The organism is Myxococcales bacterium (genome assembly GCA_016717005.1).
Taxonomy (GTDB): Bacteria; Myxococcota_A; Polyangia; order Haliangiales; family Haliangiaceae; genus UBA2376.
This window is the reverse complement of sequence record JADJUF010000001.1, coordinates 249,742-265,001: the sequence shown is the minus strand read 5'-3', so window position 1 is coordinate 265,001 and position 15,260 is coordinate 249,742. Positions and strand designations below refer to the sequence as shown.

The window sequence follows — 15,260 nt, the reverse complement described above, 5'->3', positions numbered from 1 at the left end:
CGCGGCGGTGGAGCCGCTGAACGTGGCCGGGTAGGTCGACAGCGTAGTCGCGGGCGACCCGCACGAGCCCGCCGGCGGGCCGTCGATGGTGAGGGCGTCGACGCCAGCGTCGACCGACGGGTTGCCGCCGTCGTCGCCACTACAGGCGGCGACCACGACGGTGGTGGCGAACAGGCAAGCAGCAAGGGTGCGCATGGGTCGGCGACCCTAGTTCAGCTTACGGGCACACTCAACCACGAAGTGCGTGGACGCCCGACATCGGGGGCGCCCCGAGGCGGGCCACGGCCCCGTGAGCAACCGTGGAGGTCCCGTGCGGGACCACGCGCGCGCGGCTCAGTCGTCGTGCTTGTCCTTGTGCTTCTTGGGCTTCTTGTGCTTCGCGTGGTCGTCGCCGTCGTGGACGTGGACGGCGTGCCCGCGCCGCGGCGCCGGGCGGGTGCGCACGACGCACGCCGCGGTGACCAAGCTGATCAGCACGAGGATCACCAACACGGGCGCGAGCCGACCTTGCATCGCCACGATGTTAGGCGGTCCCGCGGCCGGGTACAATGCCGCGGTGCTCGACGCGGTGGCCTTGCGACGACCGCTGTTGATCGCCGTGGCCGTCGTCGCGGCCCTGGGGCTCGGCGCCGAGCTGTGGGACGCGGCCTCCGACGGCGCGGTGGTCGACGCGGTGGCGCCGGTGCTGTCGCTCAGCTACGAGGCCAACCTGCCGACCTGGTTCGCGTCGTGCCTGCTCCTGGCGTGCGGGCTCGCCGCCATGGCCATCGCCGCGGCCGAGCCGGTCGGCGCGCGCTGGCGGCGGCACTGGTGGGCGGTCGCCGGCGTGCTGACCGCGGCCTCGCTCGACGAGGTCGCCGAACTCCACGAGCACCTGGGCGGCCACCTCCACACCGGCGGCGTGCTGTACTTCGACTGGGTGATCTTCGCGGTCGCGATCGTCGCCGCGCTCGCGCTGGCGTTCTTGCCGTTCGTGCGCGCGCTGCCCGCGCGCACCCGCCGCCGGCTGATCGTCGCCGGCGCGGTCTACCTCGGCGGCGCGGTGGTCATGGAGCTGCCGCTCGGCTGGTGGACCGACCGCGCCGGCAGCGACAACCTCGGCTACGCGCTGATCGACTGGGTCGAGGAGACGATCGAGCTCTACGGCGCGAGCCTGGTGCTCCTCGCGCTCGTCGATCACCGCGCGGCGACGCGATGACGGCCCGCGCCCCGTACATCGTCGGCCCGATCTACGACTGGGCGTTCTTCCTCGGGGCGCCGATGCTGGCGCTCTTCCTTGGTATCTCGGTGGCCGGCACGGCCTGGGCGACCGACCTCCGCACGCTCGGCGCCGAGCGGGACACGCTGGTCGGCCTGGCGGTCGGCGTCGTCATCCACGCACACCTGGTCGCGGTCGTGTTCCGCAGCCACGGCAACCCGGCGATCCGGCGCCGCTACCCGATCCGGTTCCTGGTGGTGCCGGTCGTCCTCTGGCTCGCGATCGTCGCGTCGCCGTGGATCGCGGTCGCCGCGACCGTGGTCGCGACCTTCTGGGACGTCTGGCACTCGGCCGCGCAGACCTTCGGGCTGGCGCGCATCTACGAGCGCAACCACGGCACCGCGCCCGAGGTCGGGCGCCGCCTCGACTTCTGGCTCAACCAGCTCCTCTACGCCGGCCCGATCCTGGCCGGCGCGACGCTCATGGACCACGTCGACTCCTTCGCGAGCTTCGAGGACGTCGGCGACGCGCTGTTCGCGTCGGTGCCGGCGCGGGTCGAGGCCCACCGGGCCTGGCTCACCTGGGGCGTGCTCGCGATCGGCACCGCGTTCGTGATCGGGTACGTCGCGGCCTACGTGCGGCTCGCACGCCGCGGCTGGCGTCCGTCCTGGCTCAAGGTGTGGCTGCTCGCGTCGACGGGCTTCGTCTCGATCTACACCTGGGGCTTCAACTCCTGGGGCCAGGCCTTCCTGATCATGAACCTCTTCCACGGCGTCCAGTACCTCGCGCTGGTCTGGGCGATGGAGGGCCGACGCATCGCCGCCCGCGCGCGGTTGCCGCGGCGCCCGGGCCTCGCGCTCGCGCTGTTCCTGGGCGCCGTCGCCGCGTACGGCCTGGGCGTCGAGGCGCTCGACTCCGACTGGACCTTGCTCTGGGCGATCACGATCGTCGTGTCGCTCATGCACTTCTGGTACGACGCGTTCATCTGGTCGGTGCGCCGCGCCGAGGTCTGAGCGGCGGGCGCGCATGTCGAGCGGGGACTCGCCGGCTGGCGGCGCTGGCGGCAGGCCCGGTTTTCTGCCCGCGGTCGACGCCCGCAGCCGCCGCCGTGGGGCCGGAGCCCGAAAAATGACGAAGCGCCCGGGTGGGCGCTTTTCGGATCCGGGTGGACCGTCGTCGAGTCGTGACCCCAAAGGGACTTGAACCCTTGTTTTCGCCGTGAGAGGGCGACGTCCTAGACCGCTAGACTATGGGGCCGTTGCGAGCGCTCTTTTCGCAGAAGGACGACACGTCGTCAAGACCGTTCCGCATCAAGAGCGAGGGCGCGGCCGAGGTCGCGCCCTGGTTCGGGGACTTGGATTCGAACCAAGATAGTCAGCTCCAGAGACTGACGTCCTGCCATTAGACGATCCCCGAGGATCACCCGCCGCGCGGGCGACGGTTATCTACTCGGTCGTTCGCCGCGCGTCAAGGGGGTGCGCGGCACGGGCTGCGCGGCGAGGGGCTCCGGGCCTCGGTGCGGCCGATCGTCCCAGCCGGGCCGGGGCTCGGGTAGCATGCGGCCATGCGCACGCTCACGGTCATCATCGCCGCGGCCGCCCTGTCGACGGGCGCCTGCAAGAAGAAGAAGGACGCGCCGGCCCCGACGCCGACCGCCGGCACCGCCGCCGCGGGCACGGCCGCGGACACCGGCTCGGCCGCGGGCACCGGCTCGGCTGCGGGCACCGGCTCGGCCGCCGAGCCGACCGGGGTCGATCCCGGCATGTCGAACAAGGCCGGCAACTGCCCGTCGGCGGTCGCCGGCGCCACGTCCGAGCTGTCGGGCGAGAAGGCCATGCCCAACACCGTGGTCCTGACCATCGTCGCGACCGAGCCGGCCGCGGTCGAGACGATCCGCAAGCGCACCGCTCACCTGGTCGCGGTGCAGAGCGCGCCCGACGCCGAGATCAAGCACAGCGGCGAGGGCACGGGCGGCGGCGCCGGCATCTGCCCGGTGGTCACGGCCAAGGACGTCACGATCGCCTCGTCGGAGATCGCCGGCGGCGTCAAGGTGGTGCTCACGCCCACCGGCGCGATGACCGCGGCCGACCTGGCCAAGGAGGTCGTGGGCCGCATCGACAAGATGAAGGGCTTCACGCCCGGCGCGCCGACCGATAGCTCGGGCGGCGGCGGTGGCGCCGGCGGCGCCAAGGGCGACCACGGCAGCAACCACTCAGGCGAGGGCGACGGCCACGGCAAGGAGCGCGAGGAGGTCAAGCAGCCGCCGACGTGAGCCGCGGTACGGCCGGGGGCCGCGGCGGCGCTCGATCGCGCCGCGCGCCCGTCCACGCCGATCAGGCGTGGATGATCGTGCCGACGTCCTCGCCGCGCAGCGCCGCCAGGACCTGGCCGGGCTTGGTGCCGTTGACGATCTGCAGCTGCTTGCACGCGCGCGCGCGCGGCAGGTACTCGAGCACGACGCGCTCGACCACGAGGTCGGGCAGGTCGCGCGCGGCCAGCTCGGCCGCCGAGATCCGCGGGATGTGGACCGCGTCCGGGTTCTTCTTCGGGTCGTCGGTGTACAGGCCGTCCTCGTCCTTGATGAAGATGGCCCGGGGCGCGCCCAGGAACTCGGCGGACAGGAACACGCCGGCGTCGGTCCGGTGCGGCGGGATGCGGCTGCCTTCTTCCCGCTTCTCCCAGTACCCAAACGGCGGCATGCCGCTCATCACCGGGATGCAGCCCATCTGCAGGTACAGCGGCAGCTTCTCGAAGTCGTCGGGCAGCATGTAGATGCCGCCGTGCTTGGCGAGCAGCATCTGGACCATGCGGGCGTTCTGCATCGGGATGTACTTGCCGAGCGTGGCCATCACGCCGACCGGCATCTCGAGCTCGCTGGCGATCGAGTAGATGTGGCGGGCGCGGGTGCCGCCGCCGACCAGGATCACGACCTGGATGCCCTCCTTGCGGGCCGTGACCAGCTCGTCGAGGATCGGGAACAGCGCCGCGCGCCCGCGGTCCATGACGGACTGGCCGCCGATCTTGACCACGCGCACGTCGGGCATGACCGCCGTCGGCGTGTACGCGACGTTGGCGAGGTCGTGGTCGGTCAGGTTGGTGCGCGCCAGCGTCGACTCGATGATCTTGCGGTCAGCCACGGGCGTCCTCCTTGACGATCACCGTGCCGACGTCCTCGCCGGCGATCGCGGCGGTGAGCATGCCCGGCTTGAGGCCGTTGACGATCTGGATGCGCTTGATGTTCTTGGCGCTGGCCCAGGCGCGGAACAGCTCCTCGTCGAGGATGTTGGTCGGCGGCGGGTTGGCCAGGAGCTCGGCCAGGGTGATGCGCGGGATGTGGCGGGCGTCGGCGTGCACCGCCGGGTCCTGGTCGTAGAGCCCGTCCTGATCCTTGACGAAGATCAGCTGGCCCATCGACAGCACCTCGGCCAGCTGGAACAGGCCGAAGTCCGAGCCGTGCTGCGGCAGCACGCCCTCGGCCGGCGGCGGCTCCCAGAAGTGGTAGGGCGGGATCGAGATCGCGATCGGCAGGATGCCCGACTTGAAGTAGAGCGGCAGGTCCCAGAAGTGATCGCGCTGCATCGGCATCGACCCGTGCTTGGCCATGAGCGTGTTGAGCAGGATGGCGTTCAACTCCTCCATCGCGCCGATCAGCTGGGCGATGCCGCCGACCGGCAGGCCGAGGTCGAGCGCGACCGAGAGCGTGTGCCGGACCCGGGTGCCGCCGCCGACCGCGAGCACCATGTGCTTGCCGGTGAGCTTGATCGCCGCGAGCTCGTCGACCAGCGGCAGGATCGCGTCCTTGCCGCGATCGAAGATGCTCTGGCCGCCGATGCCGATCAGCGCGGCCTCGGGGAAGATGTGGACGTCGCGGTCGCTGTCGGTGCCGGCGACGACGCGCCGATCCTGGAGCGACTCGCGCATCAGCCGCGACTCGATGTGGGTGCGGCCATCGCCGCTGACGAGGTTGGTCATGGACTCTCCGTAGGAGGCTCGGACGGGGGCGGGGACGACAGCGCCTTCAGGAGCGGCGCGGTGACCACCCCGGACAGGACGCCGAAAGTACCGTGGACCAAGAGGCCCGGAAGTAACACCGCGTAAACAAGTGCCGGCGGTTGCACCGCCAGGGCGATCACCGTGATGGTCGCGAACCGGCCCAGCGCCGCGAGCAGGCCCAGGGTCGAGTACGCGATGATGCGCTGGATGCGGTGCGTGCCGGCCGCGCGCCGGGCGAGGCCGTAGAACAGGTCGACGATGATGCCCGGGGTGACGTGCTTGGCGATCTCGAACACGCCGTAGCGACCGTCGCCGAGGAGGAACGCGACCGTGCCCATCGTGAGCCCGGTGAGCGTGGCGCCGACCTTGGTGCGGGTGACCTCGGCGGCCACCAGGTACAGCGGCAGCAAGAGCACGCCCTTGTACCCGGGCAGGAACGGGATGCCCGGCAAGATCTTCAGGGCCTTGACCCCGAGCATGGTCAGCGCGACGGCGGCGATGGCCGCGGCGTCGGTCGCGACGTGGGGCGGCAGATCCGGATCCTGCTCGCGCAGGTGACGGTCGACCCGCCCCAGGTGACGCCGGAACGGATCGACCAGCGCGCCGACGTCGCCCCGGGCCAGGCGGCGGAGGCCCGCGAGGAAGCTGCTGGCGGTCGCCGGATCACCGTGGCCGCCGCCGCCACCGCCGCCGCCACCGCCACCGCCGCCACCACCGCCACCACCGCCACCACCGCCACCGCCGCCACCGCCGCCACCGCGTCCGCGCCCGCGCCCGCCGCCGCCGCGCATGCCGCCGTCGAGCAGCATCAACGTCGCGTCGATCGCCACGGCCGCCAGGCGCGGCATGCCGAGCTTGCGCAGGCCACGGGCCAGGGCGCGCGGATCGCCCGCCCGCGCCACGTGCGACGCCAGGACCACGGTGATGATCCGCAGCGCCATCGCCAGGCCCAGCTCCGCGCCGTAGGCGTTGAGGTCGAGCGTGACCCAGTGCAGGTCGAGGGTCCACCAGCGGTCGCGGGCCGGGTCGTCGGAGAACAGCGCGTAGCCGGCGATGAACAGCAGCGAGATCGGGATGAGCTTGCGCACCTGGCGCACCAGGCGCTCGCGGCCGAGCCCGAGCCCGAGCCAGGCCGCGCCCATCGCGACGAGCGCGAGCGCGACCCACCACCAGCGCGGCAGGAAGAACACCCCGACCGCGACCGCGATCAGGAACGCCACCCGTCGGCGCGGCCCGCCGGGGAAGCTCCGAACCGTGGGCGGGGCGTCGGTCAACGCGCCGAGGATGCCATCACCGGCCCCTCGACAGCTAGCCCGCAGCGAGCCCGTCGGCGGGCGGCGTCAGCGGTCGAGGTCGAGGCCGCGCCGGGCGGCGATCCACGGCCGTTCGGGGGCGGGCCGGGGCGTGCCGCCCGCCGACGTCGTCGCCACCCGCGCCGCGGCGCATCCGAACGAGTACGTCTCGACGTAGGTGTTGGTCGGCGCCCCGGCGTCGAACAGCTCGAGCTTGCGCGACAGGAGCGTGCCGTCGCCCTCGCGGAACAGGGTATCGCGCTCTGCGACGAGGCGCGCCCCGTCGATGAAGCTCGCCCACTCGAAGGTGAGATCGAGCGCGTGGCCATCGAGCGTCCGCAGGTACTCGTCTTCGATCACGCCGTCGTCGTCGAAGTCGTCCGTCGCGCGGGTCCAGTTGTCGGGATCGCGGTCGGGCTGCTCGTAGACATAGACCGCGCACGGGCTGCCATCGGCCGGCTCGGCGCACTCGCGCCAGGTCGCGCGCGTGGTGTCGTCGCCGGTGATCGTCGTCAGCGTGCCGCCGCGCGTGGGATCGTGGTGCTCGAGGCGCTGCGTGAGCTGGACGCCGGCGCGGTACGTGTTCGTGATCGTGTAGCCATCATCGCCGTCGTCGAGCAACAGGTCCTGGCGATCGGCGGTGGCCAGGCGATCGTCGACCCAGGTGAACGTGGTCCGGGTGTCGAGCGTGGTCGTCGTCCGCGCCTGGGTGATGATGTGATCGCCGTCCCAGGTGTTGACGATGGTCGAGATCACCGCGCCGGAGGAGTCGCGCGTCTCGGCGCTCAGCAGGTGCTTGCTGGCGTCATACACGAACGTGCGCTGGTAGGGCTCACCGCCGTCCCAGGCGCCCGTGCTAGCGCACGGCACCCGACCGGGGAAGAACTCGTCCGCCGTGTCGGAGCACGCGGGGATGAGGAGGGCGGCGAGGAGGGGGGCGAGGAGGGGCGTCAGGCGGTGAAGGGACATGCGGCGGCACAAGGCAACCGCTGTGCCGTGACCGCGCGGTCACGGCGGCCACGCGTTCCCGCGACCTTGGCGGCGGCGGCGGTGGAGAACCAACCCACGACGTGTCGATGGTCCGACGATCAGGTCACGGCAGCTGACGCGCCCGCTCGTCGGCGGTCGGCAGCGTGCAGGTGTCGTGCTTGCCCCAGAGCCGGTACCGGACCCGCGCGATCAGCCGGTAGCCGAGATCGAGCAGGAACGCGGGCAGCCAGCGGAACGCGAAGGCCCAGCGCCACGGCCGGGTCAGGTGCCGGGCCGCGAACAAGAACGCCTTCGAGCGCAGGTGCATGCGATCGCCGTCGATGAACACCACCGACTCGAGCGTCTCGGGGATCGGGAACCGCGCCCGCAGCGCCTGGGCCGTCTCGCCCTGCAGCGGCGCGTACCGCAGCCGCCCGCGATCGCGCTTCATCAGCCACCGCACCGACGCGTGGCACAGACCGCACACGCCGTCGTAGAGCACCAGAGGCTGCGGGATGTCCGCGGTCGCCGTCACGACCAGACCCTAGCGCGCCCGGCTCGGGTCGACGAGGGAGCCGGAAACCGGCGCCGCGACCGAAACCGAAGCCGGAGCCGGAGCCGGAGCCGGAACCGGAACCGGAGCCGGAGCCGAAACCGGAGCCGGAACCGGAGCCGGAACCGGGCCGGAGCCGGAGCCAGGAACCGAAACCGGAGCCGGAGCCGAAACCGGAGCCGGAACCGGAACCGGAACCGGAGCCGGAACCGGAACCGGAACCGGAGCCGGAACCGGAGTCGGAGCCGGAGCCGGAGTCGGAACCGGAGCCGGAGCCCGAGCCGGAACCGGAGAGCCCGCTCAGCTCGCCGAGGCCAGCGCCGCGGCGACCAGCTGGTTCACCGTGGCCGGGCTGGCCTTGCCGCCCGAGGCCTTCATCACCTGGCCGACGAAGAAGCCCAGCAGGCCAGCGCGGCCGCCGCGGAACTCGGCGACCTTGGTGGCGTTGTCGGCCAGGACCTTGGCGATGATCGGCGCGAGATCGTCGGCGCCGGCGGTCTGCCGCAGGCCCCGGGCGTCGACCAGCGCCGCCGGATCGCCGCCGTGCGCGGCCAGCTCGGCCAGGAGCTCCTTGCCGACCGCGGCGGTGATGGTGCCGTCGTCGACCAGCCCGACCAGCGCGGCCAGCGTCGGCGCCGCCAGCTGGGTGTCTGCTAGCTCGTCGTCGCCGAGCACCCGCGGCACCTCGTTGACCATCCAGCGGGCCAGGCTCTTCACCCGCGCCGGCGCGGCCGCCACGGCGGCGACGAAGTCCGAGGTGGCGCGATCGCCGTGGACCAGATCGGCGGTGTCGGCGCCCAGCGTGTCGACCGCCGCGGCGTGGCGCGCGGCCAGCTCGGGGTCGCGCTCGCGGGCGATGGCGCGCTGCTCGGCGCCGGACTTCCGGGGCGGCCGGGTCGCGGCGCGCGAGGCCTTTGTCGCGACCGCGACGCCCTCAGCCGCCGCGGTCGACGTGCCGCCGGCCCTGCCCACCGCCTGCACCACGGTCGCCTCCCGCAGCGTGATGATCCGGTTGAGCACCAGGGCGTCCGGCCGCGAGTCGACGCGGTCGGCGATGAAGTAGCCGACCCGCTCGAGCTGGATCGGCGCGCCGGCCGCGGCCACCACCGCGGGCTCGACGATCGCGCCCTGCACGATCTCGAGCGAGCGCGGGTTGACCACCGTGGTCACGTCCTCGGCGGCGTCGGGCTTGACCGCCGTGAACAGCCGGTCGTACAGCCGCACCTCGCACCGCACGCCGCGCTCGGCTGAGACCCAGTGGACGACGCCCGCGGGCTTGCCCTCGGTGACCAGGCTGCAGCGCAGCTCGGCGACCTCGCCGTCGGCGTCGCGCACGACCTCGTCGCAACGGATCAGGCCGGCGTGGCGCAGCCGCACGATCCGCCCCGGGCCGAGGCGCTTCCACCCGGCCGGCGGCTCGTCGCTCCAGTCGTCGCGGTCGATATAGAGGTGCTTATCGAAGGGCAGGGCCCGGCTGCCGCGGGCGCCGGTCGGGTCGACGTCCTCGGGGAAGAGCGGCCCCTCGACCAGGGAAGCCTCGTCGACGTTGGTCAGCGTCACCGGCAGCGGCCGCAGCACGCCCAGCAGGCGCGGCGCCCGGCCGTTGAGATCGTCGCGCACCGCGTACTCGAGCTTGCCGACGTCGACCGTCGAGTTGTTCTTGGCCACGCCCACCAGGTCGCAGAAGCTGCGGATGGCCTCGGGCGTGAACCCGCGCCGCCGCATGCCGGCCAGGGTCGGCATGCGCGGGTCGTCCCAGCCGGCGACCACGCCGTCCCTCACCAGCTTGAGCAGCTTGCGCTTGCTGATCATCGTGTACTCGAGCACCAGGCGCGCGAACTCGTACTGGTGCGGGGGCCCCCCGACCGGCCGGCCCGCGACCAGGTCGGCCCGGGGCCGCACCTCGGTCGCGGCGATCACCCAGTCGTAGAGCTCGCGGTTGTTCTCGAACTCGAGCGTGCAGATCGAGTGGGAGATGCCCTCGAGCGCGTCCGACAGCGGGTGCGCGTAGTCGTACATCGGGTAGATGCACCAGGCGTCGCCGGTGCGGTGGTGGTGGGCGTGGCGGATCCGGTAGAGCAGCGGGTCGCGCATCTTCATGTTGGCCGCGGCCAGATCGATCCGGGCGCGCAGCACGCACGCGCCGTCGGGCAGCGCGCCCGCGCGCATGGCCCGGAACCGCGCCAGGTTCTCGGCGACCGCGCGGGCGCGGCCCGGCGACGGCCGGCCCGGCTCGGTCAGCGAGCCGCGGTGGTCCTTGATCTCCTCGTCGGACAGGTCGTCGACGTAGGCGAGGCCGCGCTCGATCAGCCCCTCGGCCAGCCGGTACATCTCCTCGAAGTAGTCCGACGCGAACAGGATCTTCGACGGCGCGAACCCCAGCCACCGCACGTCCTGCTCGATCGCCTCGACGTACTCGACCTCCTCCTTGGTCGGGTTGGTGTCGTCGTAGCGCAGGTTGCAGGTGCCGCCGTAGTCGGCGGCGATGCCGAAGTCGACGCAGATCGCCTTGGCGTGGCCGATGTGCAGGTACCCGTTGGGCTCGGGCGGGAACCGCGTGGCGACGTGCTGGTGGCGGCCGGCCGCGAGGTCCTCGTCGACGATGGAGCGGAGAAAGTCCTTGGCGCGGGCGTCGGTCGTCATGACGGCCATGGCTTACCACGGCCTCGGGCGCGCTACTCCTCGGGGCGATCGAACGTCGCGAGGCCCTCGATCCGCACCAGCAGCCGCTCGTCCTCGCCGACCCGGGTCGACCAGTCGGGCATCCGGGGATCGTCCCAGGCCGCGGTCGCCACCGCCTTGAGCATGCAGGCCTCGGCCTTGGGATCGCCCAGCGTGCTCTCGTCGATGCGCGCGTCGGTGACGCTGACCTTGCCGCCGGCGATGTGGTAGCGGAACAGGATCCGGACCTTGGCCTTGCGGTGCTTGCCGGCGTGCTCGCACCCGGCCGCGAGCCCGCGCAGGCGGTAGCCGTACGAGCGATCGATCGTCTCGTAGAAGTCGTCGCTGTCGAGCGGGATCTTGGCGTCGGGGTCAGGATCCTCGGGCACCTCGATCGCGGGCGTCGGGCCGTGGTCGTCGTCGGCCGGGGCGTCGGGGTGCGGCGCCGGGCGCGCCGCCACGGCCGGGACCGGCGTCGGCGCCGGCCGCGCGGCTGGGGTCGCCGCGGCGTCACCGTCGGCCAGGCTGCGCCACACGAGCAGCAACCCGATCAGCACCACGACGCCGCCGAGCGCGAGCCACTTCATCGCGCCCTACAGCGGGATCTGGCTGGTCGAGTGTTCCTCGTAGTCGCCGATGCCGGTGAGCGAGCCGTCGGCCTGCAGCGCCGGGTGCATGTTCCACACCTTGCGGCCATCGGGCGAGAACAGCAGCACCTCGCCCTCGCACTCGCCGCCGCCGCCCGAGGTGACGCTCACCGCGGCGGTGGTGTCGGCCGGATCGGTCAGGTACGAGTAGATGAAGGTGTGGTCGGGCTCCTCGGCGGCGAGGTCGCGCTCGATCTTGATCTGGTACTGCGCCAGCGGCATCGGCGTCGAGCCGCACGCGTTGGCGGTCACCGTGGTCGTGAAGGTCCACGTGCCGACCGGCCAGCACCCGCTGATCCCGACCGGTTGCGCCTCGAGCACCGTCGTCCCGACGTGGGCGAGCTGGGCCGAGCAGATGAGCTGGTCGCCGTCGTCCGCGACCGAGCCATCGCAGCCTCCGATCAGCGCGGCGAAGGTAGTCGTGAAGAGTAGCGTCGTGATCCGCATGCAGGCCTCCCGGTACAGATTGTGAAGCAACCCAGGTGCCATGACCCGCTCCACCGTGGATCACTATAACAGCACGCGCCGGGGGCCTCGACGGTCGTCACGCGGGAACTCGCCACCCCACCGCATGGGGGACCAAGTCTCTCCAGGCGACCCTTGTCCCCACGCCGGGCCCTGTGCATATGATCGTGGGAGCATGGGGAAGCGTGTTCTCGACGTGGCGTGTGTGGGCCTCCTGGCCTTGCTCCTGGCCGCCTGCGCCAGCAAGAAGGCGACGCCCAGCCCGGTCGCGACGGGCAGCGACGGCGGCATCGACGCGTTCATCATCACGGTCCCCGAGGACGAGGATAAGGACAAGTACGTCCCGGCCGAGTTCAAGGCCGGCGCCGATCGCTGGCGCGACACCGGCATCTACGTCGACGGCAAGTTCTCGGGACTGCTCGCGTTTGCCGAGCTGCCGGTCGCGCTCAAGCCCACCTGGATCCAGGTCAAGGTGTCGGCGCCCAAGCGCTACGGCACCTCGGACACCGGCTGGAAGTGGGGCAAGGAGCGCCGCTACCGGTTCCGCGATCTCGTCGCCTCGATGGGCCTCGACCCGGCCAAGATCAAGGAGATCCACGTCTACGGCCCGCGCTTCTCGGAGTCGGTCATCGTCACCGGGGCCCAGCTGGCCTCACCTGCGGCCGACGAGTTCTACTTCCGGTTCGGTGGCATCGTCAGCAGCAAGGCCATCCCGGTGGTGCCCGCCGCCCTCGGCGACCAGCGCACGCCCGACAAGATCTCGGGCGTCATGATCTACGTCGACAAGGCCCCGCCCAAGCTCGAGCGCAACGTGGGGCTCGTCCTCGACGGCGAGGTCCAGGAGGGTGTGCCGTACTTCGGCACCCCGCTGCGCGGCGGCGTCCGCGTCTATAAGGACGATCGCCTGGTCGCGTACATCAAGCGTCAGGATCTGCCGGCCGACCTGGCGAACACGACGTCCGGGGAGCCGCGCTGGCCCCTGGCCGGGTACCTGTCGTCCCGCGGCGTCTCGCTCGATGGCGTGGTCGAGGCCTGGGTCGTGCGGGACGAGAAGTGGCAAGAGCGCTTCGACCGGACCCAGCTCGAGGGTCTGTGGTTCGCGGCCGGCAACCAGGCCAAGGGCCACATCGAGCTGGGCGATCAGAAGGTGAAGGCCAACGCCCTCATCCTGAGGTCGACCCCGGTGGCCCCGGCCGATGTGCCCGGCCCCGAGCCTGAGGAACTGTAGTCCCCGGGGTAGGGAGTCGCCCCCCCGATCCAAGGAGATCCCGGGTTTGTGATTTCAGATGGTTGGGAGGGAAATGAGTCGGCACGGCGGGTGCACAGATGACAGACAGGTAACAACCCAACCCACTTCGAGGGCCACCCCATGAACATGCTGAAGACCACGATCTTTCTGAGCGCCCTGGCTGGCCTTGCGGCGCTGCCGGGGAAGGCCTCTGCCCAGGCGCTCAACGACATCGGCCGGGCCGACTCCTTCCTCATCTCGCCGGCGTCGCTCAACGACCGCGCGCCGGTTCGCACCGGGGCCGACGGCGTCGAGCGCCTGCGGATGACCGACGAGGAGCACACCAACGAGCAGGCGACCATCAAGTTCAGCGCCGACGGCACCCGGGCGCTGATGGTCCACATGCGCACCAGCGCGATCAACGAGGGCACCGGCCGCGAGGCCCAGCCCCAGTTTCGCGTCCAGGCGGCCCTGACCGCCCTCGAGACCTTCGTCCAGCCCGACGGCCGCCTCGGCGTCCGCCGCCCGGCCTCGGCGCAGTTCGACATCTTCGCCACCGACAACGATGGCAACGAGTACCGCAACGCCCACAAGCCCGAGCTCGTCGTGATCAACGGCGGCAAGAACGTGGCGCTGTTCTTCAACTACCAGCCGAACAACGACACCATCCGCTACGCCAAGGTGTTCGACTGGGATCTCAACCCGGTCATCGTCAAGAACGGCAACGGCCAGGTCCAGAAGCAAGTCGCCATCATGGCGAAGAACAACGACGACTGCTCGATGCACCAGTCGGGCGACGGCGAGACCGGCCTGCCGTACTACGACCAGGCCGGCAAGACCAAGCTCATCATGTGGGCCGGCTGCAACGGCAACGGCAACGACGACGGCTGGGCCAACGCCATCGAGTTCAACTGCACCAACGACGCCGCCGGCGCGGCGACCGAGTGCCAGGTCAAGCGCCTGTTCGACCTGTCGCTGGCCCAGCGCGAGGAGCGCTCGCGCGGCTCGTGCACCGTCGGCGCCGCCGACAAGTCCTTCGCGGTCTGCACCTGGACCGAGGGCAACACCCAGCCCCAGCGCGACGGCGTCTGGGTCGCCGCGGTCGACCTGTCCGAGGGCGGTGAGAACGGCCCCAACGCCAACAGCCGCCTGCTCTGGAAGGAGCGCATCCAGCAGCGCCAGACCATCCAGGTCAACGGCGAGGACCGCGAGTACTACGCGATGCGCGCCCAGCACGGCCGCATCATGGAGAAGCAGCCCGACGGCTCGCTCGCGCCCAGCCTCCGCATCATCGAGCAGCACACGCTCAACCGCGGCGCGAACAACAACGACAAGAAGGGCGGCCGCTCGGACCTCGCCTGCTTCGCGGTGATGGACACCACCCGCACCGGCTTCACCTACGAGATGCCGCTGTCGTGCGTCAACCTGGCCAGCCCGATGCTGCTGGGCCTCGACGGCACCCACATCTCGATGGCGCGCGCCGTGTTCGGCAAGGGCGACACGCTGATGCCCGGCTTCATCCAGCTCCAGGGCAGCCAGACCGGCGGCCTCGAGCAGAACGGCGACATCCGCACCATCGGCTACGACCCGGTCGCCAAGACCATGGTCAACCTCGGCCAGCACTCGGCCAACGCCCCGTACGACCGCCACCTCTACTCGAACTACCTGGGCAACAACCCCGGTAACCAGGGCCGTAACTTCGCCGGCTGCGACCTCGTCAAGAACCCCTTCTTCGTGGCCGACGGCACCGGCGCCACCGCCGCCAGCATGGTCCAGTTCTTCAACGCCTGCGCGCTCACCGGCAAGGCCTCGGATCAGCCGGCGTCGTCCATCAAGCCCTCGGCCTTCGTGACCCTGTTCCCGGTCGCCTTCGCCAACAACGCGCCCGACCCGCAGGGCGGCTACAACGACAACGTCCCCGGTGACAACACCCCGGACAACCCGGCGCCCGACGAGCCCGCGCCCTTCGTCCCCGGCTCGGCCGCGGGTGGGTGCTCGACCGGTGGCGGTAGCTCCGGTGGCCTGATGCTGCTCGGCCTCGGCCTGGCCGCCCTCATCCGCCGCCGCCGCAAGTAGTCCGCCGCCAGCCCCCTCCACACAACCAACGCCTCGGAGAACCCGCCATGTCCATCCGAATCATCGTCGCGAGTGCGCTCTTGGCTGCTGCCGCTGGCTGCGTGGGGACGCTCGACCCGACGCCGGCGACGGACGCGGGCCCGGGCGGCCCCGACGGCTCGACCTCGAGCGCCGCGCG

At 71.6% G+C, this 15,260-nt stretch carries 14 protein-coding genes and 2 tRNA genes; 5 read left to right on the top strand and 11 right to left on the bottom strand.

From position 1 onward, the window contains the following. Window positions 1-333: 333 nt before the first annotated feature. A complete protein-coding gene (locus tag IPL61_01135) occupies window positions 334-513 on the bottom strand; it encodes a hypothetical protein (GenBank protein ID MBK9029940.1) in 180 nt (59 codons plus the stop codon). 43 nt (window positions 514-556) lie between these two features. On the opposite strand from IPL61_01135, the gene IPL61_01130 reads away from it, so the two are divergent. Together IPL61_01130 and IPL61_01125 are read left to right on the top strand one after the other, a co-directional pair. After that, complete coding sequence (locus IPL61_01130; GenBank protein ID MBK9029939.1) at window positions 557-1,198, top strand: hypothetical protein; 642 nt, start codon at window positions 557-559, stop codon at window positions 1,196-1,198. Next, on the top strand, window positions 1,195-2,211 hold the full coding sequence (locus tag IPL61_01125; GenBank protein MBK9029938.1) for a hypothetical protein: 1,017 nt from the start codon (window positions 1,195-1,197) through the stop codon (window positions 2,209-2,211). Before IPL61_01130 ends, IPL61_01125 begins: the two co-directional genes overlap by 4 nt. A 171-nt stretch (window positions 2,212-2,382) precedes the next feature. Here the strand turns inward: IPL61_01125 and IPL61_01120 are convergent. Together IPL61_01120 and IPL61_01115 are read right to left on the bottom strand one after the other, a co-directional pair. After that, window positions 2,383-2,455: transfer RNA gene (locus tag IPL61_01120), tRNA-Glu, on the bottom strand. A gap of 85 nt (window positions 2,456-2,540) precedes the next feature. Further along, a tRNA-Gln gene (locus IPL61_01115) sits at window positions 2,541-2,614 on the bottom strand. 148 nt (window positions 2,615-2,762) lie between these two features. Here IPL61_01115 and IPL61_01110 point away from each other — a divergent pair. Next, a complete protein-coding gene (locus tag IPL61_01110) occupies window positions 2,763-3,470 on the top strand; it encodes a hypothetical protein (GenBank protein MBK9029937.1) in 708 nt (235 codons plus the stop codon). Window positions 3,471-3,531: 61 nt separating this feature from the next. Here IPL61_01110 and IPL61_01105 read toward each other — a convergent pair whose 3' ends face one another. The 8 genes from IPL61_01105 to IPL61_01070 form a co-directional block, all read right to left on the bottom strand. Continuing rightward, window positions 3,532-4,242, bottom strand: coding sequence for a uridine kinase (locus tag IPL61_01105; GenBank protein ID MBK9029936.1), 711 nt, complete (start codon window positions 4,240-4,242; stop codon window positions 3,532-3,534). Window positions 4,243-4,327: 85 nt separating this feature from the next. Further along, complete coding sequence (locus tag IPL61_01100; GenBank protein ID MBK9029935.1) at window positions 4,328-5,170, bottom strand: uridine kinase; 843 nt, start codon at window positions 5,168-5,170, stop codon at window positions 4,328-4,330. Next, window positions 5,167-6,465 carry a hypothetical protein gene (locus IPL61_01095; protein ID MBK9029934.1) on the bottom strand — a complete coding sequence of 433 codons (1,299 nt, stop codon included), beginning with the start codon at window positions 6,463-6,465 and terminating at the stop codon, window positions 5,167-5,169. The genes IPL61_01100 and IPL61_01095 overlap by 4 nt, the downstream gene beginning before the upstream one ends. A 66-nt stretch (window positions 6,466-6,531) precedes the next feature. Further along, window positions 6,532-7,353, bottom strand: coding sequence for a hypothetical protein (locus tag IPL61_01090; GenBank protein ID MBK9029933.1), 822 nt, complete (start codon window positions 7,351-7,353; stop codon window positions 6,532-6,534). Between the two features lie 223 nt (window positions 7,354-7,576). Beyond that, window positions 7,577-7,987 carry a DUF393 domain-containing protein gene (locus tag IPL61_01085; GenBank protein ID MBK9029932.1) on the bottom strand — a complete coding sequence of 137 codons (411 nt, stop codon included), beginning with the start codon at window positions 7,985-7,987 and terminating at the stop codon, window positions 7,577-7,579. Between the two features lie 318 nt (window positions 7,988-8,305). Further along, window positions 8,306-10,648, bottom strand: a complete 2,343-nt coding sequence (locus IPL61_01080) for a glutamine--tRNA ligase/YqeY domain fusion protein (GenBank protein MBK9029931.1) — start codon at window positions 10,646-10,648, stop codon at window positions 8,306-8,308. A gap of 32 nt (window positions 10,649-10,680) precedes the next feature. Then, complete coding sequence (locus tag IPL61_01075) at window positions 10,681-11,253, bottom strand: hypothetical protein (protein ID MBK9029930.1); 573 nt, start codon at window positions 11,251-11,253, stop codon at window positions 10,681-10,683. A gap of 6 nt (window positions 11,254-11,259) precedes the next feature. Then, the gene (locus IPL61_01070) at window positions 11,260-11,760 is read right to left on the bottom strand and encodes a hypothetical protein (protein MBK9029929.1); all 501 of its coding nucleotides are present in this window, start codon (window positions 11,758-11,760) and stop codon (window positions 11,260-11,262) included. Window positions 11,761-11,953: 193 nt separating this feature from the next. Between IPL61_01070 and IPL61_01065 the strand changes: the two genes are divergently transcribed. After that, the gene (locus IPL61_01065; GenBank protein MBK9029928.1) at window positions 11,954-13,006 is read left to right on the top strand and encodes a hypothetical protein; all 1,053 of its coding nucleotides are present in this window, start codon (window positions 11,954-11,956) and stop codon (window positions 13,004-13,006) included. Between the two features lie 141 nt (window positions 13,007-13,147). Beyond that, entirely contained in the window at window positions 13,148-15,082 is a 1,935-nt protein-coding gene (locus tag IPL61_01060) for an MYXO-CTERM sorting domain-containing protein (GenBank protein ID MBK9029927.1), read from the top strand. Window positions 15,083-15,260: the final 178 nt, after the last annotated feature.